The following is a 26,395-nucleotide window of genomic DNA, read 5'->3' on the forward strand; positions in this document are numbered from 1 at the left end:
GCAGTAAACGATGTGATAACGATAAACGGGATAAATGCATGTTGGTATGGTTTAGAGAAATTCATATCTGCATCAACAATTATGAATTTCTCAAATTCGTATCATTGAAAAACAAAAACTCAATAATAAAGGGGTAAAACAACACTTACTGAGGAAATAAGCATGGAACGTGCCATCTACTTAAATGATAGAAAATACCGAATTTGTGATATCGGGGAAGGGGAATGTACCTTGATCGTTACCTATTCTGATGATGTCGAATCATTGTTTTATAGCTATAGCCATTTGTACTTAGATTTGGAGCGAGTTCTGGTGGTGGATGTTTCATACTGTTGGGGAAAGAGGCTAGAAGAACTGACTACGGCAGAATGTGAATTATTGGCCAAAGATATTCAATTACTCGCCGATGTTTATTGGCTTGATGAGGTCAAAGTAGTTACTGAAAACTACAATGAAGACCTAAATAACAGCCTGTTCAATAAGTTTTATTTTCGAAAACTAAGCCGTTTAAATGCGTAATCATGGCTAATTAGAATAGGATGCGGACTTTTTCTCTATTAACCTGAAAAACATGGATAAACTAAAGCAAATCAAGAAGTAAACAAAGCCGACAATCAACCAGATCTCGAAAATGTAACCTGATGAGTTCGCCATTTCTGTGCCGACAAAAGTCATCTCTTGAATAGATATCAGCGACACGATAGAGGTATCTTTAACTAACGAGATGGTTTGACCTGCGAGTGCCGGAGTGATCGCTTTTAGGACTTGTGGCGCAATGACAAAGCGGTATTTTACCCAACGCGATAAACCTAACGAGTCTGCCGCTTCCCACTGACCTTTGTCGATACTCTGCAAGCCCGCACGCACAACTTCTGCAATGTAAGCGGAAGAGAGTAAACCGACACATAACACGCCGGATGCGAGGTTTTCCCAAAGGTTAGCAGGACCAAATAAGAACAGTTGAACGGTGTTAGGCTCGCCACGATAGTTACGTAACAGATCTTCTAATCCAAGCAGGGGAATTAACTGGTTGGAAATAAAGAAATAGAAAATGAACACAAACACCAACGGTGGGATGTTTCTCACCAATTGGATAAATGCGTTGGCTGGTGTGCGTAACCAGGCCGAATCAGAAAAACGCGCTAACCCAAGCAACGTACCCAATACCAAAGCAAAGGTAATACCCCAAAGACTTAAGCGTAATGTTGATATTAAGCCTTGGAAAAAGTAAGGTAACCCGCCGTCCGCTCTTGGTGTAAACAGTAAATCGATGGCGTCTTTCCAGTGCCAGATGTAGTTTACGCCAACGGTAGAACGATGATAGAGCCAAACCCCAACGAACACACAGATGGCGAGCAATACCCAATCGAGTAGGTTAAAACGACTTAAGAAAAAGCCTGACTTTGCTTTGGTTGGTGCAACGCGAGTGGTGGTTTGTCCGCTCAAGGTTTGACTCCGGTAGTAAAGATAAATATCGACCCGTTAAACGAGTCGGTCATTGTATTTATTGTAAAAGTTGCAATGGCTGTGAAAGTGCTCATTATTCTGACGCTATGAGCAACCGTGACAGCTTATGACTTTATGAGTAACTGCGAGGGCTATTGGCCTTGCGCAACTTGGTCTTGCCAATCTAGCGTCGAGAACCAGTACTCGTAACGCTCATCTAGCCAACCGTCTTGCGTGCGTGCTTCAATCCATTGGTTGAAGAATGCTTTTTTGTCTTCTTCACCTAGGCGAACGGCGAAGGCTTCGTTGCCTTTTGACAGACGCTCTGAAAACGGAATGAACAATTTGTCTGCGTGCTTGATCGCTTCGTGCTCTGGTTTCGGGCTTGATGCAATCACCGCGTGGGCATTGCCGTTTAGTACTTCTTGGAATGCTTGAGCGTCGTCATCGAACTGAAGGATCTTCGCTTTAGGGAAAGTCTCACGCGCTACTTGCACAGTGAACGCACCACGACGAGCGGCAATCTTCACACGGCGAGAGTCAAAATCTGAAAACTCGCTAAAACCTTCTGCTAGCTCTTTATTTGCGGCAACTTGTACGCCAGAGTGCGAATAAGGTTCAGTGAACAGCACGCTCTTTGAACGCTCTGGAGTAATCGACATGCCACCGATGATTACGTCAAACTTTTTCGCTAATAGAGCAGGGATGATGCCGTCCCACGCGGTTGGGACAAACTCGACTTTGAGGCCTGAATCTGCGGCTAAGCGTTTTGCCACGTCGATTTCAAAACCAATCAGTTCACCTTGTTTGTTACGCATTGCCCAAGGCACGAATGTCGACATACCAACGCGCAGCGTGCCACGATCTTTGATTTGATCTACGTTCGGCGTTGCGGCTTCTTCATTGGCTAATGAAGGTAAAGCAATCGCAAGCCCCAATAATGCAGTAATGGTCGCTTTGAATAACTTCATGTTATCTCCTTATAATTTGCGCCAACTGGCTCCTAGTTTGTGTTCCAGCCAAGCGGATAAGCCAGAAAGTGATAATGTGAGAGCAAGGTAGATTGCTGCCACAGTAAACCAGATTTCAAAAGGCATCGCCGTTTCAGAGACGATGTTTCTCGCTTCGGTGGTGAGGTCGAAGATCGCCATAACACTCACAATCGAAGAGTTTTTAATCAGTGACACGACTTCGTTGGTCAATGGTGGCAAGGTACGTTGGAGTACCTGAGGAAGAATCACATCTTTATACGCAAAGAGAGGGGACAGTCCTAAGCTTTTCGCTGCCTCAAATTGACCTTTGGGAATGCTGTTTAAGCCTGCACGGAAGATCTCCGCGGTGTACGCCCCTTGGAAAAGGGATAGCGCTAAAACGGCGGTACTGAACCTGTCTAGGCCGATGACAGGGCCAAACACGAAATAGAGTAGGTAGATTTGCACCAACAATGGCGTATTACGAATTAACTCGACGTAAGTAGTGCCAATCGCATTACCAACTTTGGAGTTGCTTAGACGCAGCAGTGCGGTAACCAAACCAATCACTAATGTGAAGAACAGGCTAATGGCAGAGATTTTTAGTGTGACGATAAGGCCTTCTATTAACTCTGCTGGCCACCATTCGCCATCTTCGTAAAACGCGATGTAGTCAGGCACACGTTCCCACTGCCATTGATAACCCATTGCTTGTGCGCCGGAATCAAGCACCCAAACGATCGCAATCAGTAGAATCGCGATTTGGAGTAGGGCTTGTAAAACGGGTTTTAGGATTCGAAATACCATTGGCTAGTAGCTCAGAATCTGATTCAAAAACGCTTGTGTACGAGGGTGTTGAGGGGTTTCAAACAGTGCAACGGGTGAGTTCATTTCGATGATTTCACCTTCGTCCATAAATACCACTCGATTCGCTACTTTTTTCGCAAAACCCATTTCGTGAGTCACACAAATCATGGTCATGCCACTTTGTGCTAACTCAACCATCACGTCCAACACTTCGTTGATCATTTCAGGATCGAGCGCCGAGGTTGGCTCGTCAAACAGCAGTAAATCTGGTTCCATACAGAGCGAGCGTGCGATAGCAACACGTTGCTGCTGACCACCAGACAGTTGAATTGGGTATTTGTTGGCTTGCTCTTCGATGTTAACGCGCTTGAGATAATGCATTGCGCGTTCCTCCGCTTCCTGCTTCGATAGCTTCAGAGTGCGGATTGGGGCAAGAGTCAGGTTTTCTAAAACCGTGAGATGCGGAAACAGATGAAAGTGCTGAAACACCATTCCTACTTTACCCGGTTTCTGTGCTTTGGAATTTGCAGGATGCTCAAAGACGCTGAGCTCGCCCTCTTGGATGGATTCTAAGTGGTTGATGCAACGAATTAGTGTGGATTTACCTGAGCCGGAAGGGCCACAAACGACCACGATTTCACCGGTGTGTACTGAAAAATTAATGTCTTTAAGGGCGTGGTATTCGCCATACCACTTGTTTACGCCGCTGAACTCTACGACGATATTTTTCTCTTTCAAGGCTGCCAACTTTTAGAATAAATTTCTTTCTACAATAACAAGTTATTAACCGTATTGCACCTGTTTATCAGAGGTAAACTGTCCAACTGGTGAGCAAGTAACTCATGACAAAACTAACCGATAATATAGTCAGTTTTAGAGAAAACGGATCACAATTGCGAAGACAGACATGGTGATAAGAAACTGTGCAGAGTAATAAGTTGTCATCACCACTTGGCGCGAAAATACTGATGTACTGCCAAATCGTTCGAAGGCAAGGACAACCCCAGACATGGTGAAGATAAAGCTGCCTAGGACGGCGAACGCCGACGATTGGGTCTGACCACTGGCGTAGTATTCCAATGCCATCCAAAGCATGGTCATCAAAACAAAGATGTAGCTAGCCACCGACCACTTTTCTTTCCCTAAATCGGGCTTAAAAAAGAAATAGGCACACAGCCCTGCGCCAAATACGGCAAATGGAATCCATGGAGTAAAATGCCAAGCCGCCATATTGATGAAACCCAAGGCATAGCTAATTTGAGCAAGGCAAAACAGTTTAATGCCCTCAACAAATTTGTCTTTTGGGTGCATCAAGATTAAGTCACCCATGAGCGACAATGAGAGCCCGCCAATGATCCACTGGGTGTAGTGAAGGTGACTTGCTGGAGACAGCATTAACATCCCAATCATTGCAGTGATTGGAAGCGGTTTGGTCAAAAAGAATAACCACTTAGGGCCAGTCTTAATGCTGATGATATGTATGAGCGCGCAAGCTACGACAATCAGCCACATACGAATAACTCTTGAATAGACGACTAAACGCTCATTTTTTATGAGCAAGCAAAAAAGTGACACTTCGATTGGTAAGCACTTGGTTTGTTTTTGGTCATCGGCTTACACAACAACATCGAACTATCGCCTATTTGTTATTTTTTTAGCAGAAAAGTTCAATTTATATCGTTTTGTCAGTGTGCGGCTAAATTACCATAAAAAAACGGTATTGTGTCTGCGGGGACACAATACCGTTAAAAAAGGCAGTAATTTGATAGATCGAGTTGTTATGCGACCGCTAGATCAAGAATTTTTCGACTGTTTTCTAGGTCAATCGCTTGGTTCTCGCCAAGAACGGTCATGCCATGCTTTGATAGCTGTGCAATGACTGAGTCAATAGCGGCTTCACGATCATCACCGTAACCTTCAAGTTGAGTTGCGACGTCTAGCTGATGGTAGAAAGCTTCGATCGCTTGAATCGTGCGCTCTGCCAAATATTCACCTTCTGATAAGCCAAATACGTTGCGACCCATTTGCTCAAGTTTAGGGCGTTTGAACTGCATTTGGTTACGAAGTAGTGATGGTTGGATGATCGCTAGTGAACGTGCGTGGTCTACGTGCCAAAGCGCCGTTAGTTCGTGACCAATCATGTGTGTTGCCCAGTCTTGAGGAACACCGCTACCGATAAGGCCGTTCAATGCTTGGTTTGCTGTCCACATTAGGTTGGCACGCCATTGGTCGTTATCGCGCTCTGCGAACTGATCGCCTAGTACTTTAAGGTTTTTCAGTAGTGCTTCTGCGTAACCGTCTTGAACCATTGCGCCTGTTGGTAGTGTTAGATATTGCTCACAAACGTGAACCCATGCATCCACAAGACCATTGATAAGCTGACGCTCTGGTAGGGTTTTCATTACGTCTGGGTCAAGAACTGCAAACTTCGGTTGAACTGCAGGTGCTAGGAACGCCAATTTATCTTGCGTTTCTTTTTTAGTGATTACCGCGCCCATGTTTGACTCAGAACCTGTCGCAGGCAACGTAAGAATGGCAGCAAGTGGCGTTGCTTCGGTTACTTGATGCTTGCCTACCATGATGTCCCAACCGTCACCGTCGTATTTTGCTGATGCTGCGACGTACTTAGAACCATCGATAACTGAACCACCGCCTACAGCTAGGATAAAATCAACGTTTTGTTCTTTTACGATAGCTACCGCTTTATCTAGTGTTTCTTTGGTTGGGTTTGGCTCAACACCCGAAAACTCAAGCCACTCTCGGCCTTCCAATGCTTGTGCCACTTGATCGTAAACACCGTTCTTCTTGATTGAGCCGCCGCCGTAGATCACAAGTACTTTTTGGTCGGCAGGAATTGCGTCTTTGATTGCCGCGATTTGGCCTTGGCCGAAGAAGATTTGAGTTGGGTTGACGTATGAAAAGTTCATTATTATACCTCTTGCTTCCAATGTGAGGAGAGTGAATATGTGCATATTAGTACGTGCTGGAGTGGTTGAGTAGGCCGATTTCTGCAAATTTGTTGCCTATTCCTACATAATTGTGTTCATTGCTCTGGAACTGAGTGACGAACTCCAAGTATAGTGCGTGGCAAATGAATGGAGTGACAAAATGAAGACACTTGCTGAGAGCATGCAGCAATACGCGACGAAATTCGGCTTAGACGATCTCGAAGGGATTAAAGAAACCGCCATTGATGGGGTGTGGTTTTACCGTAGTAGTAAAGGGAATAATCGCCAACCTTTCGTGTACCAATCTGGCATTATCGTGTTAGGGCAAGGGTACAAGAACATCCATATTGGCCAAAGTCCGGTACGTTATGGACCCGATGATTATTTGGTGGTTGGCGTCCCGATGCCGCTCGAGTGTGAAGCGATTGCCGTCGACAATGAACCCTTGCTAGGTATCTCTATCGATATTTCTCCAGCACTGCTACAAAAACTCGTGAAGAAGCTGGAATCACAACGTTTTACTAATGTGTGTGAAGACGCCACTCGCTGCGGGTTAAAGTCGGTACAAATGAACGAGCAAATGCTTGATGCTTGTAAACGCCTGATGACGACGTTATGTGACGAGCTTGAGGTTGCCATGCTCGGTGAGATGCTTTTAGAAGAGATTGTTTACCGAGCATTGGTAAGCGAATCTGGCCATGTTCTCTTTGAATTGGCGCATCAAGAAGGCTCTTATGCTCGCGTGGCTAAAGCTCTTAATCGTGTTCATCAGGAATATCATGAACAACTGAATGTACAATCCTTGGCGGAAGAGGCGAACATGAGCGTGTCTGCGTTTCATCAAGCCTTCAGAAGTGTCACTCTAGAGTCGCCTTTGCAGTACATAAAAAAGGTGCGTCTCAATAAAGCGCGTGAACTTATCCAAGTAGAAGGGCGCAGAGTGAATGATGCTGCGAGGCTAGTAGGCTACAGTAGCCCGTCACAGTTCAGTCGCGAATATAAAAGACATTTTAATGAAACACCCAGAGCAACAAAGGCTTAGTGATCTTTATTTCAATATTAGGACTTTTTTTCTCTTTTTTATTAATTTGCGATCGACATATTTATTTGAGTAGTGAAATTAGTTGTTGGTGCAAAATAAGATGTCAATTCTTGCAATCTATGAGTGGATTCTTGAGAGGTGTTGCTGAAAATTTATAAATAAGTAGTGTGAAATTCTGCACTTGTACTTAAGTTATTTTACGTCGAAACAAAAGTAAAAGGTACGCAAAGATAAAGCGTATTTTGTATTGTATTAACAATAACTTAAGGAAGAGCAATATGTACCTTAGAAACGGGAAAGCAGGAAAGAGTGTATTCACACTCAGTACTTTGACTGCATCTTGTCTAATGGCATTCAACAGCTACGCAGCCGTTGACTGTACACCTCTAGAAGCTTGGGATTCATCGAAAGTTTATAATGGTGGTGACCAAGTTCAGCACGAAAATAGCGCATATAAAGCGCGCTACTGGACGCAAAACAATAACCCTGCTCAGTCAGGTGAATGGGGTGAGTGGGAGAACCTTGGCGCTTGTGATGGCGGTCCTGTTGATCCACCACTTAACGAAGTACCGACTGTTTCACTAACTTCTCCTTCTGCGTCGGCTTCTATCACAGCTGGTGACGTCGTTAACCTTGCAGCAGACGCTGCAGACACTGACGGCACAGTCAGCAAAGTTGAATTCTTTGTTGATGGCGCATTGGTTGGCACATCAACCGCAGCACCTTTTACTGCTTCATGGACGGCGACAGAGGGTGTTCACGAGTTCTCAACTAAAGCCTACGACGACAAAAACGCGGCGAGCACTGTGAGTGCAGTTACGCTTACAGTTGCTGCTGGTCAACCTGGTAACGAAGCACCAACGGTAGACGTAGCGCTATCAGCCACTTCTGTTGAGCTTGGCGGCACGGTAACGGTTTCTGCTACTGCGGCAGACGCAGATGGTACCGTAGCTAAAGTTGAGTTCTTTGCCGCAGGTGCACTGATTGGTACAGCAACAGCTGCGCCTTACGCTGTTGATTTCACTCCAGCAGCAGCAGGCTCGGTATCGATTTACGCTAAAGCGACTGACGATGCTGGCGCAACAACAGATTCTTCCCTTGTATCACTATCAGTAAATGGTGGTGCAGTCACTTCAAACTGTCGTCCTGATGGTCTGTACCAAACGGCTGGTGTGGATGTACCTTACTGTACGATTTACGACAAAGACGGCCGTGAATTGATGGGTGCCGATCACCCACGTCGTGTGATTGGTTACTTCACAAGCTGGCGTAGTGGTGATGATCCACAAGCGGCTTACCTTGTGAAAGACATTCCTTGGGATCAGCTAACTCACATTAACTACGCGTTTGTAAGCATCGGTTCAGACGGTAAAGTGAACGTTGGTGACGTGACTGATCCAACTAACCCTGCAACTGGTAAAACTTGGCCGGGTGTAGAAGTAGACCCAGCACTAGGTTTTAAAGGTCACTTCGGTGCACTTGCTACTTACAAGCAAAAACATGACGTTAAAACGCTGATCTCGATCGGTGGTTGGGCTGAAACAGGTGGTCACTTCGGCGCAGACGGTAATCGTGTTGCGGATGGTGGCTTCTACACGATGACAACTAACGCAGACGGTTCAATCAACCACGCAGGTATCGAGAAGTTCGCGACTTCTGCAGTTGAAATGATGCGTACCTACAAATTCGATGGTCTAGACATCGACTACGAGTACCCAACGTCTATGGCGGGTGCAGGTAACCCTTACGATAAAGACTTCATGGAACCACGTCGTCCATACCTGTGGGCTTCATACCAAGAGCTAATGAAGGTCCTACGTGAGAAACTGGACGCAGCATCTGCACAAGATGGCATCCACTACATGCTGACTATCGCAGCGCCTTCTTCGGGTTACCTACTGCGTGGTATGGAAACCTTTGATGTTACTAAGTACCTCGATTACGTGAACATCATGTCTTACGACTTGCACGGTGCTTGGAACGATCACGTTGGTCACAACGCGGCACTGTTTGATACAGGTAAAGACTCTGAGCTTGCTCAATGGAACGTTTACGGCACGGCTGCTTACGGCGGTATCGGTTACTTGAACACTGACTGGGCTTACCATTACTTCCGTGGTTCAATGCCTGCTGGTCGTATCAATATTGGTGTGCCTTACTACACCCGTGGTTGGCAAGGTGTAACAGGTGGCGAAAATGGTCTTTGGGGCCGCGCTGCACTACCTAACCAATCAGAGTGTGCACCAGGTACTGGTGAAGGTGAGAAGAACAACTGTGGTCACGGTGCTCTAGGTATCGATAACATGTGGCACGATACTGACCCTAAAGGTAACGAAATGGGGGCAGGTTCTAACCCTATGTGGCACGCGAAGAACCTAGAGAAAGGCATTTGGGGTTCTTACGCTCAAGCTTACGGTCTAGATCCTGTGAACGATCCATCAGACCAATTGGTGGGCACGTACACGCGTAACTACGATGATGTTGCAGTCGCACCATGGCTATGGAACGCAGAGAAGAGTGTATTCCTATCAACAGAAGACAAAGCGTCTGTTGAAGTGAAGGCGGACTACGTTATCGATAAAGAGATCGGCGGTATCATGTTCTGGGAGCTAGCAGGTGACTACAACTGTTACGTACTAGACGCGAACGGTAACCGTACTACGATTGATGCAACTGAACAGGCTTGTGCAGCGGGTAATGGTGAGTACCACATGGGTAACACTATGACTAAAGCGATTTACGACAAGTTTAAGTCTGCAACACCTTACGGTAACAAGATTGCGACAGGTGCTATCCCAACTGAAGCTGTTGATATCGCAGTGAGCGTTGGTGGCTTTAAAGTGGGTGACCAAAACTACCCAATCAACCCTAAGATCACGTTCACAAACAACACAGGTCAAGCGATTCCTGGCGGTACTGAATTCCAGTTCGACATTCCTGTATCGGCACCGGATAACGCGAAAGATCAGTCTGGTGGTGGCCTAAGCGTGATTGCTTCTGGACATACTCGTGCGAACAACATTGGTGGTTTGGATGGTGTAATGCACCGTGTATCTTTCTCGCTACCAGCATGGAAAGACCTACCAGCGGGCGGCACTTACGAGCTTGACATGGTTTACTACCTACCAATCTCTGGCCCTGCTAACTACACGGTGATTTCTGGTGGTAAAGAGTTCGCGTTCAAGTTTGAGCAACCAGACCTACCGATCGGTGACTTAAACTCTGGCACTGGTGGCGGCGGTGGTACTGAGCCTGGTACTTGTGACACAACAGGCCTTGTGACTTACCCTGACTTCCCACAAACGGACTGGCAAGGTAACCCAAGCCACGCTAACCAAGGTGATAAAGTGATTCACAATGGTGTGGTATACCAAGCAAATTGGTGGACAGCATCAGAGCCGGGTAGTGACGGTAGCTGGTCGACAGTATGTAACGTTTAATCCAGATTGAATGGATAACAAAAGCGCGCGATTTACATCGCGCGCTTTTTTATTGTGGGGGGATATGATTTTGTTTTGGATTATTGCAAATAGACGCTTGAGTAAACGATCAGAACTCATAGCCTTCAGGAATAACCACGATCCCTTTTTCTGATACATGAAATCGTTTGGCGTCTTCGATTTTGTTGATACCAATTTGTGTGTGCGGTGGAATACGAACGTGTTTGTCAATAATGCAACTGACGAGCTGGCTGCCTTCACCCACCTCAACATCATCGAAAATAATACTATCGACGACGGTTGCGCTGTCTTGAATACGCACGTTGGACGCGATAACAGAGTGCTGAACGGAACCTCCGGAGTTAATGACACCATTGGCAATGATGGAGTTAATAAAAATCCCTTCATTACCTGTCGCCGATGATACGGTTCTTGCTGGTGGAAATTGTGCTTCATAAGTACGCACTGCCCAATTTGGCTGATACAAGTTCATTGGTGGAACGGGTTCTAATAAATCCATGTTGGCCTCGTAGAAAGAATCGATCGTCCCTACATCGCGCCAGTAACAATCTTTGTCTACACGACCTTTACTACCGCAGAACTTATAAGCGTAAACGGATTGAGTGTCGATCAGCTTAGGAATGATGTCTTTTCCAAAGTCATGGCTTGAGTCTTCAAGCTTTGCATCTTCTTCTAGTGCATCTTGCAGAACGTCCATATCAAAGATATAAATGCCCATAGAGGCAAGGCTCTGAGTTGGGTCATCTGGCAGGGTAGGCGGGTTCTCCGGTTTCTCGATGAAGGATTCAACTAAGCCGTTTTCTTTGATGCCCATTACGCCAAAAGCCGTGGCATCCTCTACCGGGACATCCATACAAGCAACGGTGAGTTTTGCGCCGTTTTCTTTGTGCTCTTCCAGCATCGCAGCGTAATCCATGCGGTAGATATGGTCACCAGAAAGAACAACTACATACTTGGCATCATTGCGAGAGAGTAACCACATGTTGTGATAGATGGCATCTGCTGTGCCTTCATACCATGCACCACCTTTGCGCATTTGGGGTGGAACGGCTGTGATGTATTCACCAAGTTCGGGGTTAAAGATCGACCAACCATCTCGTAAGTGTTTTTGTAGCGAGTGTGATTTGTATTGAGTTAAAACCAATATTTTCCTCAAACCTGAATGAAGACAGTTAGTTAGAGTGAAATCGATAATACGATATTTACCACCAAATGGGACGGCTGGTTTGGCTCTATCATCGGTAAGAGGGCTCAATCTTGATCCCATACCGCCAGCTAAAATTACAGCGAGTGCGTCTTGCATAATGTTCCCTTTCCCTTGTATTACGTACTTCGAAAGCAACTTAAAGCCCGAGGAGTTAGCCAACTGCAGGAGGCTTTCGAGTGACGTTGTTGAGTGTCCTTTGAACTTATAAATGGTAATGCTATATAACGTAGTACAAGATTCGAGCCATAGAATTTTGTCAACAAAATCAATGCACTCAGTAGAAGAGGGTGTTATCGCTGCACTATATTAGGGAGTGGAAAAATAGACCGTGCACTATAGTGGTGAGAGTGGTGTAAGTACTCCAATTTACAAAAGCCGATTTACAATGTAAAGGAATTCAAAAACAGTATGTTAGAGTATGTTCATAGCAAAACGGGAGCCAAATTGCTCCCGTTTCTCGTCAATCTTCTTATTTTTATGAAAGGCCGATAATGTTGCCTTGATCATCAAGATCTAAGTTCATAAATGCAGGTTTGTCTGGCAGGCCTGGCATAGTCATTACGTTCCCAGACAGTGCGTAAACAAAGCCCGCGCCGGCACATAAACGCAGCTCACGAATTGGTACGGTAAAACCACTTGGCGCGCCTTTTATGGCTGAATCCGTTGTGATTGAAAGCGGTGTTTTCGCAATGCACACCGCTAAGTCATCAAAGCCTAATTTCTCAAAGTGTGCCAGTTGTTGTTTCGCTAGCTCGCTCATTTCGATGTTTGATGCACCATAGCCCACTTCACATACTGCCATCAGCTTTTCTTTCAAGGATTGCTTCTTGGTGTAAAGAGGGCGGAATTGAGCGCCTTGCTCACAAGTTTCAACAACGTGCTGTGCGAGTTCAATAGCGCCTTCGCCACCTTGTGCAAATGCGGTGCTTACTGCCACTTTTACCTCAGGGTTAAAGCGCTCAATCAATGCTTTCAGCTCTGCCAATTCTTGTTCTGAATCTTGTGGGAACTGGTTGATGGCAACAACTGCAGGGATTCCGTATTTATGCACGTTATTAATGTGCCATTTCAGGTTTTCGAATCCGGCTTCAAGTGCGGCTTGGTCTGGATTGAAAATAGAGTCTGGAATCGCCATACCTGGTCGTAAGTCGTAGTGACCTGAGTTTGCTTTCAAACCACGAAGGGTCGCGACAATTACCACACAATCTGGTGCACGGTCAGCGGCTAATGCTTTAATGTTACAGGCTTTCTCAAAGCCCATGTCTGAGCCAAATCCTGCCTCAGTGACAACGTAACTAGAAAGTTTTAACGCAATCTGGTCTGCAATGATGGAAGAGTTACCGTGAGCGATGTTGGCAAATGGACCTGCGTGGATCAGAGTGGGTACGCCTTCAAGCGTTTGCATTAGAGTAGGGGCAATGGTCTCTTTCAATGTGACCGCCATGGCACCAGCAACTTGCAAATCTTCAGTCGTCACTGGTTTACCATTCAAATCATAAGCAACGACGATGCGACCAATACGCTGACGAAGATCTTTAAGGTCATTTGCTAGCGCAAGGATAGCCATGAGCTCGGACGCGGCAGAAATATCAAAACCTTCTTCACGTTCGAAGCCGTTGATGTTCTTACCTTCTTCATTCAAGCCTATTTTTACCATGCGCAGTGCTCGGTCGTTGTGGTCCATCACACGTTTCCATGTGATTCGCTCAACATCGATTTTCAGCGCTTTTAAACCCGTACGAGCTTCAAATGCATCGTAACCTTCACGTTGTTCATGGTAGAGACGTGCATCAAGTGCTGCTGACGCTAGGTTATGCGCGGCCGTGACAGCATGGATATCGCCAGTTAAATGAAGGTTGAGCTCATCCATTGGCGCCACTTGAGAGTAACCGCCACCAGCAGCGCCTCCTTTGACACCAAAGACGGGTCCCATAGAAGGCTGACGAATACACGCCATCACAGATTGGTTAATCTTGGATAAACCTTGAGATAGACCGATTGTGGTTACCGTTTTGCCTTCACCCAGTGGGGTAGGCGTAATTGCAGTGACCAACACCAATTTACCATCTTGATTGTCAGTTAGACGCTCAAGACATTGGGGGGGAACTTTAGCTTTGTGTTTTCCGTGCGTATCGAGTTCATGCGGCAAAAGACCTGCGTTTGCGGCGACAGTAGCGATAGAAGACAACGGTGTGTTTCGGCAAATTTCAATATCAGACTGCATGGATACTCCCAAAAAATGGCTAACACGTGGCGTTCAACACTAGACAAGTAAAAGCTTGTTTAGTGTTGCGCAAACGTTTGCGCGAGAATAATACTGGTAAAATAAGAGGTGTAAAGCAGATCGTGCGCCTTAGCGTGCTACATCATAACAAAAAACACTAAATACTGCGCTAGATCAAAACAAAAAGGCCACCTAATGGTGACCTTTGCGTGTTTTTTGCTCTAAATGCTTAGTTCTTAGCGATCCCAGTATGTCTCTTCTAAGCTGTCTTCACGCTCTGGTAGTGCGCGAGATAGGCGAGGAGAGTGCTGAGTTAGTACTTCGTAGCTTACGCGGTTTGCGTACTTACAAATCTGGGATAGAGAAGAGTAAGTTAGGCAACGTACTTCGTGTTTCTCTGAACCTGGTACTTCTTTCTGGTGGAAAGAGTTAGCCGCCATATCGTGCAGAAGTGCAGACAGTGCCGCATCACCTGCGCCATTGGTGTTCTTGATTTCAAGAGGGCCACCAAGGTAAGGACCAATATGAGAGTACACTTTCATTGGTGCTTTACAGTCGTCTTTGCGCATTGCACGGCTAAATTCAAACTTGTTGAACTCTTCGATAGAGCCTTCAAGAATGTCATGTGTGGTTTCACGTTTTACTTTCTCTTCCGTGTAACCCGCCATGTATAGACCATCTGGGCCAGCAGTACAAAGTACAAGGTCTACCCACTCAAGTGCTTTATCTGCAGCCGCAAGAGGGTCGGTTTCACCTGTTAGTGCTGCGCCTTCTTCTTCGTTCATTGCAACGACAGATACGTTGTCGCGAATGTACTCTTGCCACCATTCTGCATTGCCTTCAATCACGTATTTTGTACCTAGAGTCAGTACTACAGGGACTTCGTGCTTCTTAGCAAATTCGATTGCGCGCTGAACCGCTTGAGGCATTTGGTCTTCTTTTTTACCACGCATAAGGTAAGAAGAAACCACAAGAGCTGATGCTTTAGTAAAGACTTCTTCAGGGATGCTTTCCGGAGACAGCTTGTTCATGTGGCCTTCGTTAATTGCGAAGGTACGCTCGCCGTCTTGAGAAATTAGCGTGTAGCAACGACCAATAGGACCATCTACCGTTTGCAGGTGGTTAAGGTTCATGCGAGAAGAGGTGCGGCATAGGTAGCGGTATGCGAAAGAACCCACTTGGATGTTCTTCGACATTACGCCTAAGAGTACTGATTTACTATCAGCCAAAACAGAGTAGTTATGTAGTGTGTTGCCGATAGTATCACCAGGGTATTGGTGAGTAATCAGGCCTTGTTCTACTAACTCTTCATACAATGCGTCTGCTTTGCTCTCTTCAAGAACGAGAGAATGACCTTTACTAAGGTTGTATTTTTCTAAAAACGCATCGTCTACGCGCGCTTCGATATCAACGATGGTTTGACCAACACCGACAATCGTTGGGCGGTACAGCTTAGGCGCCTGTCGGATTTGGTTGACTAATGGATCTCGAGCGTGAGTTGGAAAGTAGTGTTTAGATTTTCGCTGACCAGGAAACTTCATGCTTGTTCTTGAGTGAGAAAAAAAGAGGCGGGATTGTATCACAAAATTTTGAAATTCGTTGCGTTTTATTACAAAGAAATTTGCCCGCTGAAAAATGCAGCGGGCTGATGTTTTTACAAGCGATTTGGGGTTAATTTGTAGGAGTTACAGTCGGTTCGACGTAAGCTTTGGTTCCGTACAATGGGACCGTTGATAGGCTGTGCTTAAAGCTGCCTTCTGTCTCTTTCGTTGTGTAAGACAAGTAAAGCAATGTTTGGTTTTCAGGATCGTAGATACGACGCACTTTCATGGTTTTGAAGAAGATACTCTTCGACTTCTTAAAGACCACTTCACCAGACTTGCTCTTATCGATTTTTGCAATCATTTCTGGGGTAATGTCACCAGTTTGGCGACAAGAGATAGAGCTGTCACTTGGATCGGACAAGCTCAGGTTTGCTTCGATAGAGGCGATGTGACAAGTAACACCTGTCACTACTTCATCTTGTAGGTGACCGATTTTAATGTCTTTCATTGTGAACATACCAAGCGACACGTCACCGACTTCATTGTCGCTACAGCCAGCTAATACAGTGATCAATCCAAGCGCAAGCAAGCTCTTTTTCATTTTTCTTCCCTTAAATAGGCTAATTTATTAACTCAATTTATCAGACGTGCACGGTTAAAACAAAATTTGGCGTTACCTCAGGACTTTAGCTAGGTTTGTAAGAGGCTTCATGCTAATGTACCGCTCCAGAACAGGTGAGCACTACATTTCTAATCAAAGTCCTGTCTTTTACTCGCTGTAAGTTTCATCATTAGCAGCGCTTAAGGTAAGAAAATGAACGAACAACAGTTAGAAAGCATTAAAAGAAAAAACGCGTGGTTGCATGATTTGGTGGAAGTTGAGTTTCCAACAAAAGAAAGTTTGGAAGGCCGCGCAATCTACACACGAATGCTTGAAGAGCAATCGTACCAAGTTGTCGAAAAGTCTTTACTACTAGATAAAGAGCAGCGTTTGACCGCTGAAGATATCTTTCTTGTCGATTTTCATCGACTTACGGTCATGTTTTCTATTTTGCAGTCGCAACGTTGGTCTGATAAGCATGAACAAGAAATGATTGTCGAGTACCTTACTCAAATCATACTCTCACCGGAATTTGAACTTTACGTTGGTTTCGCTGAAGGCGAAGCCGTTGGCGCCGCGATTGTAAGTCAATATGAAGGCAATACCGTTATTTCTGACACTGTGGTTTCTCAAAATTTAGATAAGACTCAGTTTGTCTCAGATTTAGCGAAAAAATTGAACGCCGATCAAAAATTGTATGAAACAATAGTCTTAGAAAATTGATTCAAGTCGAGGCTCGTTTGGGCTTCGACATTTAATATAAGCACAACTCCTTTCTCGGCTGGGTAAAACATGACTAAGCGTTTGACGCGTTTATTGGCTCTATTAATGTGCTTAGGGACGGCCGCAGTCAATGCTGATGAATCTGATTGGGAAATCAAAAGAATATTGGTACTTCACTCGTATGAACCGTCCTACCAATGGACGAATGACATTCAAAACGGGATCGAAGAAGGGTTTGAGCAAACCAACAATGAAGTAAAATTATCCATCGAATATCTGGATGCCAAGCGTGTGCATTCTGATGGTTACTTTGAGCGTATGGCGAACTACTTACAGCTCAAATATGCTGACTATACGTTTGATGGCGTCATCATTTCAGATGATGCGGCCTTGCAGTTTGCCAAGCGATACCTCTCCAATGAAAATCGTTCCACACCGCTCGTTGCTGTGGGCATAAACAATACACAAGCCACGTTAGATAGCCTCAGTACAGATGGCAGTATTCTCTACGAGCAGGACCGCGTAGAAGAAAACATCAAACTCATTAATCAATTGCGCCCAGGTATTAAAAACCTGTATTACCTAGCTGATCGTAGTATGACATCAGAGCTTATTCATAAGCGTGTCATTGCGGAGATGGAAAAGTATCCGCGCATAAACGTAATTGAGCTTCGCGATGAGACTTTGGCGGATGCGTCCAACCGGTTAAAAAATATTGACCCTAACGATGCAGTATTACTGACTCACTTTAATACTGAGCTGGAAAAAGGGGCGTATCATTCATACCAAGAAGTGGCTCATGTGGTCGGTAAGAAAAGTGCCGCACCGGTATTTGTGTTGTGGGAAATGTATTTGGATGAGCCCGGCATTCTTGGGGGATTCGTTAATCGCTCTGAACAATATGGATATTCTGCGTCAGAGCTAATGGCGAGCAAGCTTGGTCTCTCAATGACTAAGGTCGGGGACGAACTGATTTCTGAGGCGGTATTAGACTACAACGCGTTGGAGCATTACGGCATTAGTCGATTCGACGTGCCAAGAAGCGCGCACATCATAAATTCGCCACCACCTGCTATTCAAGTGAACATTAAATTACTCTTGTTCGCGTGTGCATTGATTGTTTTGCTGTCTTTGGTGATTGTTAGCCAGTTCATGACAATTAGACAACGTAAAGTCATCGATCAGAAAAACCGTAAAATCGTCACCTTGCAAAAGCGTACTTTGAATGTGCAGAAGGAGATGATTCACGTCCTTGGTGAAGCCATAGAGTCACGCTCTGGTGAAACTGGTCAGCACGTTAAGCGCGTCGCGAGACTCTCGGCAACTTTGGCTGAGTTTTGTGGATTGAGTCACCGAGAAGTCGAAATGATAGAAGTGATCAGCCCAATGCATGATGTGGGCAAAATCTCGGTTCCGGAGTCCATTCTCGATAAGAACGGTCAGTTGAACGCAGAAGAATGGGAGATCATGAAGCGTCATACCGTCAAAGGTTATGAACTGCTGAGCAATCGCGAGGGCGAAATTGCCAAATTGGCTGCGGTTGTCGCGCATGAACACCATGAGCGCTGGGACGGTACTGGCTACCCGAATGGATTGAAGGGGGAAGAGATTCATCTCTTTGCACGTATTGTGGCGATTGCGGATGTGTTTGATGCTCTGCTAAGTGAGCGTTGCTATAAACGTGCTTGGACAATTGAGGAAGTGGTTGAACTTTTCAAGCGTGAGCAAGGCAAACACTTTGACCCAGCCCTGAGTCAATTACTACTGGATAATTTAGATGACTTTATAGAAGTGCGCTTTATGTATCCAGATAACGATATTTAATTCAATCTATCATTGCTGAGTGAAGTTTCATATTTCTAACTTATGGGGCTTCATTCGGTGATCTTGCTTAGAAAAACGTTAATTCCCTTTTCTCATTTCTACGAAATGCCAAGTCTGTCGTTTAAACATTTCAAAACTTACCTATTATGTTGATACATATTTAGTACAAATAAATAAGTTAATAAGAACAACGTTAATTGTTCAACGAATGGTTTGAGATATTTGTTGGCGGGGGAAAGGCGTATGGCTATCAACAATATTAAGTGCGTCATATTCGATTGTGACGGTACGCTGGTCGACAGCGAAAGCTTGTGCTGTCAGGCATTGGTTAATGTGTTTGAGCAATACGGCGTAGAGATGAGTTTCGAAGAGTGCGTCGCACATTTCAAAGGTGGCAAGTTGGCCGATATCCTGCGTGATGCCAAAGCGCTCATGAACGTTAATGTGTCTATTGATGTTCTTGAACCACAATACCGTGAGGAGCTACAGAAACTCTTTGTCCGCCACCTAAAACCAATGGATGGCGCAAAGCGTCTTATTCAATTCTTGGATTCACACAACATCGAGTATTGTGTGGCTTCTAATGGACCGAAAGACAAGATCGAATACTCGCTTGAGCTAACAGGGCTGCTAGATGCGTTTAAAGGAAAAGTCTTTTCTGCTTTCGACGCGAATAGCTGGAAGCCAGAGCCTGATTTGATCATGTATAGCGCGATGAATATGGGTTTTCTGCCAAGCGATTGCTTGTATATTGATGACACCCCAAAGGGCGTTGAGGCTGGATTAAACGCAGGTGTGAAAACAGTGCAGCTATATAACGGCGCGCCAATCAACCGAGTGGAAGACGAGCGCGTTATCCGAATTCATCATCTTGACGAACTAAAAGAGCAGCTCTTAGGCTGCTCAGTTTAATGACAAACGTTACTCAAGCTATGGATATGTTTGAATTTGGCTTGTAGAAACGGAGTTTGGTGTAAACATTGGATGGAAGAGAAGTTTTTCGTGTGGAACCCGCAAGAGGCGCATGTGAATTTCTCACCGTCGGATGAAATCATATATTCATCGCATTGGCAGAGTGGACACTGAAGATCTTCAGTGTCTTTTGTTTTGTAATTATTCATATTGTTCACCAGCAGCAAAATTAAATTGGCAAGATCTAGAATAGCTGAACACCTATCCTTTGAACATTCTTTCATCAAATTCCGAAGATTATTTCGATTCACTTCAAAGTAAATTAATTTGCTACTCAGTTAATACTTGATTAAATAAATACACGTTTGTTTACAAGTCGGGAAAACTCTATGGTGCTTTCCTAGGCAACGTTAAAACACCTACTTAAAAAGGGCTCCAAAAACGGAGCCCTTTGCATTTGGTATCCCTTAGATTGTATCGATTTGAACCTACTTACCTGATGGCGAAACGGTATTTAAGCCGTTCGGTAGCGTTTCAATACTTCGCCAAGTGAAACAGAAGCGTGGGTTAAATTGGTTACGCCAACTGTCGATTGCTGTGCCACTTCACGAATGGTGTTGGATTGTGAGCGAATATCTGACAGCTCAGATGCAATGTCATTTGCAACCGCACTTTGTTCTTCTGCTGACGTCGAGATCTGAATACTCATGTCCATCAAAGATCGTGCAGAATCAGCGATAGCAGTCACGTCCCCTCCAATTTCATCGATCAATTGACTACTGGTTTGAGCTTGCTGAACGGTACGCTCAGTAATTGATGCAATGTTTCGGCTCTCAGATTGAAGCTTTTCAATCATGGCTTGGATCTCAACCGTCGCTTGCTGGGTACGGCTTGCAAGGGTGCGGACTTCGTCTGCAACTACGGCAAACCCACGGCCTTGCTCCCCAGCACGAGCGGCTTCAATAGCAGCATTTAATGCGAGCAGATTAGTTTGCTCTGAGATGGCGTTGATCGTCGTGATGACATCATTAATCTGCGTCGTGTTTTCATTCAAACTGTTTACTGAAGTTGACGCCTGTTCGATGTAACTTGAAAGGGTTTCAATCTCTGAAATGACGCTTTGAACGCGAGCGCGGCTATTTTCAATCTGCTGGGCATCTTGGTCTGATTGAAGTGTCGCTTGTTGAGAAATACTCGACACCTCTTTTGCTGACGCCGTCATCTCTTCCATTGCCGTGGCGACAGAATCCAGCGTTTGATATTGATGGGCAATTTGAGTTTCACTCAACTTCATGTCTTGTTCGAACGCGGCAGAAGTTTCGCTCATTGTATTGGCATTGTCTTTTACGCTGTTTACTAATTCAGTTAGCGTATCCATTGATTTATCGAGCGCACAGCCAATCGTACCAAACTCGTCTCGCCCCGGATGGAAACCAAGACGAGAGGTTAAGTCTCCTTCACCAATCTTTTGTGTGGTGGTGTAAAGCACCCAAAGTGCGCCGCCAAGGAAAGTGGCAACCCAGTAATTGAACAGGGCAAACGGCACCACCCAAAGAAAGCTCAGAAGAAAAGAGGTCAGGGCGTCAGATTTAGCTTGCTCAAATTGGCGTGAAAGGTTTTCTGTCAGTTGGATTGCCTGACCGGAATTCAGCTTTGCGTAAGCCGTTACCGTTCCATTGTTGAACGTCGCATCACCGGCGTTACTTGTACTCACCACACCATTTAGGTTCGCCAAGCTTTGAGGCTGCGCTTGAACAATACCCGCAAGTTTGGCTTCTACAGTAAGGATAGACTGGTCTTCAAACTGCTGAATATCATTGAAATATCGGCTTCCTGCCACTGAAGTCAGAGTCACTAGGAATAGAAGAAAAATGACCCAGATTTTGTCGTTGATAGACATTTTAATAAATAGCTTGTCTATCGTTCTAAACTCAACTTCTCTCATTAATCGCTCCATTTGAGATGAAAAGGGGTGAACTAAGTTAGAGAACTATCGAAACAAAATATGAGATGGTAATCAGCAAAATATGTAACAAGTAGTTGATTGATTTCAAATTATGAGAACTGTGATCACATCTAACGGTATGTTATATCTATTAATGACAATTGCATTGATTAATTTTAACAATGAATTGCATATGAACTAGCGGCAAATCTGACTAAAAGTCAGTAGGTTAGGAGAGATGTTGCGCAAACGTTTACTTATGATTTCTGTCATAGCTTTCTAAATCTTTACTTCTCGCTGTCATGAATGTGTCATATAAAGGCTATAAAAAGGAGTTGCTGTCATCGATGAAGAAAAGAAATGGCAGTAAAGATTGAAGCAAGATTGCTTCAGGAGATGTAACACAAAGGAGGTCACAATGAGCGACCAATACCACAACGACGAATGCCTAGAGATGCTTGATGCACTTGAGATCGGTATTATCTTGTCGGACTACATTGGCTCAGAAGACGAAGCCGAATAAGTACAATTAGTACTCTCACCGCGTCACAACAGACGTTATACTTAAGTTCATGTAAGACGAGCCAAAAGGCCACTCACAGCGTCTAATGAACTTTCTAGCCCACCTGCATATTGCAGATCACTGTAATAGCCACTTAATGGGAAACTTGCTTGGAGATTTCGTAAAGGGAGATCCAAGCAAGCAGTATCAGACTGATATTTCCAATGGCATAAAACTCCACCGTTTTGTCGATCGTATCACCGATCACCATTCCATTGTTGAAGAGTGCAAACCGCATTTTACGGGCGTGTCACGTCGCTTTGCGCCAATTGCACTGGATATGTTTTGGGACCATTGCTTAGCGAAGCACTGGCATGCATTTAGTCACCAGTCTTTAGATTCGTTTGTCCGAGACGCGTATCAGCAAGTGAATAACCAAATTTCTGATGAGTTACCACCACGATTTTTATTGCTTCACAGTCGAATGTGGAGTGGAGGGTGGCTGCAGTCTTATCGAGACTTGGAGAACATCGAGCTTGCGCTTCATCGAATGTCACAAAGAAGCCCTCGTATGGCCGACCTCACTACGACATTTGAAGTTCTCGATCGCGAATATGAACAATTGGAAGGGAAGTTTTCGACTCTTTATCAAGATGTTCTGGAGCAGTCCAGCCAATTCCATCAACAGTTAGTGAATTTTTAAGTGAGTTCATTCATAACTCAATAATTTCATAGCGCCTTGTCTGCTAAAGGTAGTATGACCAAAGGCGCTCTGGTAAACTCTGCGCTCCAAAAATTATGAGGTTTATCATGTCCGTTAATTTCGCTGATCTTGGCATTGAACAACAGTTGGTTGATACCCTAAGCGGTATGAATATTGTTACTCCGACACCTGTTCAAGAAAAGTCGATTCCACACGTATTGGAAGGCAAAGATCTCCTGGCTGCTGCGCAAACAGGTACTGGCAAAACTGCCGCATTTGGCTTACCTATCATCCAATCGGTTCAGCAGAAGAAACGTAACGGCGCACCACAAGCACTCATTCTTGTACCTACGCGAGAGCTTGCTCAACAAGTTATGGATAACCTGACTCAGTACGCAGCAAATACGGACCTTAAGATTGTTTGTGTTTATGGTGGTACGAGCATTGGCGTTCAAAAGAAAAAGTTGGAAGAGGGCGCAGATATTCTTATCGCGACGCCAGGTCGTTTGCTGGATCACTTGTTTAACGGCAATGTAATCATCGCTAAAACGGGCATTCTTGTACTTGATGAAGCAGACCGCATGTTAGACATGGGTTTCTGGCCAGATCTGCAACGCATTCTTCGTCGTTTACCTCAAGATAAACAAACCATGCTGTTCTCAGCAACGTTTGAGAAGCGCATTAAAACCATAGCTTATAAGCTGATGGACTCTCCAGTCGAAGTGGAAGTGTCGCCAGCCAACACTACGGCAGAAACTGTTAAGCAGATGGTTTATCCAGTTGATAAAAAGCGTAAACGTGAGCTATTGGCTTACTTAATTGGTTCTCGTAACTGGCAACAAGTGCTTGTCTTTACAAAAACCAAGCAAGGCAGTGATGAGCTAGCAAAAGAGCTTAAACTGGATGGGATCAAAGCGGTCTCTATCAACGGCGACAAATCTCAAGGTGCTCGTCAACGTGCGCTCGATGAATTTAAAGCAGGTAAAGTACGTGCGTTAATCGCAACCGATGTGGCTGCTCGTGGTCTGGACATTCAAGAGCTAGAGCAAGTGGTGAACTTCGATATGCCGTTTAAAGCCGAAGATTATGTTCATCGTATCGGGCGTACAGGTCGCGCTGGTAAATCAGGCTTGGCAGTTTCTTTAATGAGCCGCGACGAAGAGTACTTATTGACGGCGATTGAAAACCTACTTGACCAACGTTTACCGCAAGAATGGTTAGAAGGTTTCGAACCGAGTTTAATCGAAGAGGTTGAGCCAGAGCGTAATGGTGGTGGTCGCCGTAAGAGTCGCTCTTCGGAAAAACGTAAGATGAAAGCGAAACTCGCTATTCATAAAAACCGCGGTAAAAACCGAAAATAAAAGGTGATGGCGGTTATCAATGACTTTGATTACGCCGTCTTAACTTCTTGGTAGGCTTCAAGCGTTTGAGGCATCGCCAGTAAATAGCCTTGATACATATCGAAACCGAGCTTTTTCATTAAATTAAGTTGATGCTCGGTTTCAATTCCTTCTATAACGGTTTTTGAGCGAATATCTTTTGCCAAAGACAATGCTTCCATCAAGCAAGCAAAGTCGCCACTCTCATATCGCAAAAGTAATGATCGGTCTATTTTGATGATGTTTGGTCTTACGCATTTCACGCGTTCAACCGTTGAGGCGTCAACTCCGTAATCATCGATGGCAAGCATATAGCCGTTATCACTGAGTTCTTTCGTCGCTTTATAGAGAAAGTTCTCGTCACTCGCATCCAACTCCACTAATTCCATCACGATTTGTTCACGGCGAAGATCTGCTTCGATGATGGCTTGCTTCAATAGGTTGCTGTACGACATGTCTTTCGCGAGCATTTCTGCTGCTTTAGGTAAGACATTAAGAAAAAGCTTTTTGTTGCTAAACTTGGATTGGCCAAAATTACTGATGTGGATCAGGCGACTTAATCGCTCGACATTAATTTGGTCTTTGACTGGAATGGTATTGGATTGGAAAAATTGGTCTGGTCTTATCATTTGTCCGTCTTGGTTACTAATACGAACCAGAGCTTCAAGGCCGATAATAGAAAGATCTCTCTGATAAATAGGTTGAAACACACTCCTCAGCGTCAGTTGCTTGTAGTGTGCAATATACTGCCCATCTAATTGTTTTGAAATGCAGCCAAGCAGCTGCGTGATGCTCATCATTATTGTTGTAACCTAGACCAAGATACTTTCACTGATGCTTAACTGATTGTTGTGCATCTAGTTTTACTACAGTAGTTTGAATCTAATTGTGGCAGTGGGGTTAAGGCAAGAGAGTTAGCGTTGATTGGATGGAAATATCGACCAGCATCAAACAAATCGATGAACGGGCTGATAATCTACCCGTTGCAATTTGATGCTACCACTGTAAGACCGCATAAAGTTGAAGGTATTTTCGAACCAGTTGCTGCTTGTTCGATCGGCGCAAAGGATGGCCAAATTTAATGTAGCAAGGACTAATACCAAAGCGCGTATCAAGTGAGCGGGTCAGCTGTGACTCGCTTGTGTAAAGCGTAATGCCTTGTTCTGTGTATTCAGTGATTGGCTCAGGAAGTTCACCCATCCACCAGTGCAAAAGTTCGCGGCTGGTTTTGCTGCGACTGATCCAGTGGTCACTGACTAAAAACAACAAGTCGTTGGGCTGTAGGGCATAGCCATATTCGCTTTGCCATTCCATGATGGAAGAGAGCAAGTTCTCTCGACAAGAATTACCAGCACTCACCATATGATGACTTAATACCCAAACTGTGCCTATCTCAGAGGTGATTCGATAATGGTGAGGCAAGTCGGGAGAATCAAGTACTTCAATGGGTTTGATGACACTGCTGTGGCCAAAGTGACGAAACGTATGTTCCATTCGTCTCGCGAAGGCCATTCCTAAATGGTGTTCGCTCATTCCTTGGTTATGCACCGCAGGATAATGCTTCTCACAAAGTTTGAGGCAATCGTCCTGAAAATCATTGACACTTTGGATGACTAAGTCGAGTAGCAAAGAATATCCCTTAACGGTTAACAAATTGAACGGCGAAAGGTTAGCATAGTCCTTTTAGGATAGACTAATTTCGATAGGCAACTTCTTGATCTAAACATCAAAATTGATAATAGAGTTCCGCAGGTAAAATATGATCAAACTAGAAAGAGCACAAAAAGAAGCGTTGGCAGCCGCCATCCAAGAATATATGCAAGACGAGTTAGAAGTGGAAATCGGTCAATTTGATAGTGAGTTTTTGATTGATTTCATCACGGAGAAACTGGCGCCTTTTTATTACAACAAAGGCATTGAGGACGCAAAATCCGTTATTGAACGACGTATGCTTGAGATGAATGACGAACTGTATGAGATCGAGCAAGAAGTTCAACTCTAACTGTCCGTTTTTAAAGTGATTTAAAGTTCCTTCTAATTTTTCGAACAAGTTGTTTGAAAAGGTATTATTGGTTGGATGTAAAGGATGGTAAATAATCTGTTTCATACAAGGTAAATAAGTTAATGTTGTGTTTCTTGCTCAACATCAACTTAGG

General features: G+C 44.6%; 22 protein-coding genes. 9 read left to right on the top strand and 13 right to left on the bottom strand.

From position 1 onward, the window contains the following. The first annotated feature begins 162 nt into the window (after window positions 1-162). On the top strand, window positions 163-519 hold the full coding sequence (locus GXP65_RS00185) for a hypothetical protein (RefSeq protein WP_162091682.1): 357 nt from the start codon (window positions 163-165) through the stop codon (window positions 517-519). Window positions 520-525: 6 nt separating this feature from the next. Here the strand turns inward: GXP65_RS00185 and GXP65_RS00190 are convergent, their stop codons facing one another. The 6 genes from GXP65_RS00190 to GXP65_RS00215 all read right to left on the bottom strand — a co-directional run bounded on the left by GXP65_RS00190 (window position 526) and on the right by GXP65_RS00215 (window position 6,151). Beyond that, window positions 526-1,446: an amino acid ABC transporter permease gene (locus GXP65_RS00190; RefSeq protein ID WP_162091683.1), complete on the bottom strand. Its 921-nt coding sequence runs from the start codon at window positions 1,444-1,446 to the stop codon at window positions 526-528. A 152-nt stretch (window positions 1,447-1,598) separates the two neighbouring features. Next, complete coding sequence (locus tag GXP65_RS00195) at window positions 1,599-2,417, bottom strand: transporter substrate-binding domain-containing protein (RefSeq protein ID WP_045395799.1); 819 nt, start codon at window positions 2,415-2,417, stop codon at window positions 1,599-1,601. A 9-nt stretch (window positions 2,418-2,426) separates the two neighbouring features. Next, window positions 2,427-3,224, bottom strand: coding sequence for an amino acid ABC transporter permease (locus tag GXP65_RS00200; protein WP_005431322.1), 798 nt, complete (start codon window positions 3,222-3,224; stop codon window positions 2,427-2,429). A 3-nt stretch (window positions 3,225-3,227) separates the two neighbouring features. Further along, complete coding sequence (locus GXP65_RS00205) at window positions 3,228-3,962, bottom strand: amino acid ABC transporter ATP-binding protein (protein WP_038863588.1); 735 nt, start codon at window positions 3,960-3,962, stop codon at window positions 3,228-3,230. A gap of 135 nt (window positions 3,963-4,097) precedes the next feature. After that, a complete protein-coding gene (locus GXP65_RS00210; RefSeq protein WP_162091684.1) occupies window positions 4,098-4,736 on the bottom strand; it encodes a lysoplasmalogenase in 639 nt (212 codons plus the stop codon). Between the two features lie 266 nt (window positions 4,737-5,002). Beyond that, window positions 5,003-6,151: an iron-containing alcohol dehydrogenase gene (locus GXP65_RS00215; protein ID WP_162091685.1), complete on the bottom strand. Its 1,149-nt coding sequence runs from the start codon at window positions 6,149-6,151 to the stop codon at window positions 5,003-5,005. Between the two features lie 181 nt (window positions 6,152-6,332). On the opposite strand from GXP65_RS00215, the gene GXP65_RS00220 reads away from it, so the two are divergent. Then, the gene (locus GXP65_RS00220) at window positions 6,333-7,214 is read left to right on the top strand and encodes an AraC family transcriptional regulator (RefSeq protein ID WP_005431409.1); all 882 of its coding nucleotides are present in this window, start codon (window positions 6,333-6,335) and stop codon (window positions 7,212-7,214) included. A 278-nt stretch (window positions 7,215-7,492) separates the two neighbouring features. After that, the gene (locus GXP65_RS00225; RefSeq protein ID WP_050909060.1) at window positions 7,493-10,654 is read left to right on the top strand and encodes a glycosyl hydrolase family 18 protein; all 3,162 of its coding nucleotides are present in this window, start codon (window positions 7,493-7,495) and stop codon (window positions 10,652-10,654) included. Window positions 10,655-10,763: 109 nt separating this feature from the next. Here the strand turns inward: GXP65_RS00225 and glgC are convergent, their stop codons facing one another. The 4 genes from glgC to GXP65_RS00245 form a co-directional block, all read right to left on the bottom strand. After that, window positions 10,764-11,978, bottom strand: a complete 1,215-nt coding sequence (gene glgC, locus GXP65_RS00230) for a glucose-1-phosphate adenylyltransferase (protein WP_103414179.1) — start codon at window positions 11,976-11,978, stop codon at window positions 10,764-10,766. A 379-nt stretch (window positions 11,979-12,357) separates the two neighbouring features. After that, a complete protein-coding gene (locus tag GXP65_RS00235) occupies window positions 12,358-14,106 on the bottom strand; it encodes a formate--tetrahydrofolate ligase (protein ID WP_162091686.1) in 1,749 nt (582 codons plus the stop codon). Between the two features lie 236 nt (window positions 14,107-14,342). Next, window positions 14,343-15,647: an inosine/guanosine kinase gene (locus tag GXP65_RS00240; protein ID WP_038889254.1), complete on the bottom strand. Its 1,305-nt coding sequence runs from the start codon at window positions 15,645-15,647 to the stop codon at window positions 14,343-14,345. A 130-nt stretch (window positions 15,648-15,777) separates the two neighbouring features. Continuing rightward, a complete protein-coding gene (locus GXP65_RS00245) occupies window positions 15,778-16,251 on the bottom strand; it encodes a CreA family protein (protein WP_005431604.1) in 474 nt (157 codons plus the stop codon). Between the two features lie 213 nt (window positions 16,252-16,464). Between GXP65_RS00245 and GXP65_RS00250 the strand changes: the two genes are divergently transcribed. The 3 genes from GXP65_RS00250 to GXP65_RS00260 all read left to right on the top strand — a co-directional run bounded on the left by GXP65_RS00250 (window position 16,465) and on the right by GXP65_RS00260 (window position 19,710). Then, on the top strand, window positions 16,465-16,974 hold the full coding sequence (locus tag GXP65_RS00250) for a hypothetical protein (protein WP_005431602.1): 510 nt from the start codon (window positions 16,465-16,467) through the stop codon (window positions 16,972-16,974). 69 nt (window positions 16,975-17,043) lie between these two features. Continuing rightward, a complete protein-coding gene (locus GXP65_RS00255; protein ID WP_162091687.1) occupies window positions 17,044-18,798 on the top strand; it encodes an HD domain-containing phosphohydrolase in 1,755 nt (584 codons plus the stop codon). A 243-nt stretch (window positions 18,799-19,041) separates the two neighbouring features. Further along, window positions 19,042-19,710, top strand: coding sequence for an HAD-IA family hydrolase (locus GXP65_RS00260; protein WP_045376554.1), 669 nt, complete (start codon window positions 19,042-19,044; stop codon window positions 19,708-19,710). Window positions 19,711-20,224: 514 nt separating this feature from the next. Here GXP65_RS00260 and GXP65_RS00265 read toward each other — a convergent pair. Further along, window positions 20,225-21,655: a methyl-accepting chemotaxis protein gene (locus tag GXP65_RS00265; protein WP_162091688.1), complete on the bottom strand. Its 1,431-nt coding sequence runs from the start codon at window positions 21,653-21,655 to the stop codon at window positions 20,225-20,227. Between the two features lie 608 nt (window positions 21,656-22,263). On the opposite strand from GXP65_RS00265, the gene GXP65_RS00270 reads away from it, so the two are divergent. Together GXP65_RS00270 and GXP65_RS00275 are read left to right on the top strand one after the other, a co-directional pair. Next, window positions 22,264-22,860, top strand: a complete 597-nt coding sequence (locus GXP65_RS00270; RefSeq protein ID WP_162091689.1) for an ACP phosphodiesterase — start codon at window positions 22,264-22,266, stop codon at window positions 22,858-22,860. Between the two features lie 107 nt (window positions 22,861-22,967). Further along, on the top strand, window positions 22,968-24,221 hold the full coding sequence (locus GXP65_RS00275) for a DEAD/DEAH box helicase (RefSeq protein WP_045376560.1): 1,254 nt from the start codon (window positions 22,968-22,970) through the stop codon (window positions 24,219-24,221). 29 nt (window positions 24,222-24,250) lie between these two features. Here the strand turns inward: GXP65_RS00275 and GXP65_RS00280 are convergent, their stop codons facing one another. Then, complete coding sequence (locus tag GXP65_RS00280) at window positions 24,251-25,039, bottom strand: EAL domain-containing protein (protein ID WP_038889250.1); 789 nt, start codon at window positions 25,037-25,039, stop codon at window positions 24,251-24,253. Window positions 25,040-25,235: 196 nt separating this feature from the next. Next, window positions 25,236-25,868 carry a hypothetical protein gene (locus GXP65_RS00285; RefSeq protein WP_050918831.1) on the bottom strand — a complete coding sequence of 211 codons (633 nt, stop codon included), beginning with the start codon at window positions 25,866-25,868 and terminating at the stop codon, window positions 25,236-25,238. Between the two features lie 130 nt (window positions 25,869-25,998). Between GXP65_RS00285 and GXP65_RS00290 the strand changes: the two genes are divergently transcribed. After that, on the top strand, window positions 25,999-26,241 hold the full coding sequence (locus GXP65_RS00290) for a DUF2164 domain-containing protein (protein WP_045376563.1): 243 nt from the start codon (window positions 25,999-26,001) through the stop codon (window positions 26,239-26,241). Window positions 26,242-26,395 lie beyond the last annotated feature (154 nt).

Origin of the sequence: Vibrio sp. LB10LO1 (assembly GCF_010092875.1) — a bacterium.
Classification (GTDB): Bacteria; Pseudomonadota; Gammaproteobacteria; order Enterobacterales; family Vibrionaceae; genus Vibrio; species Vibrio campbellii.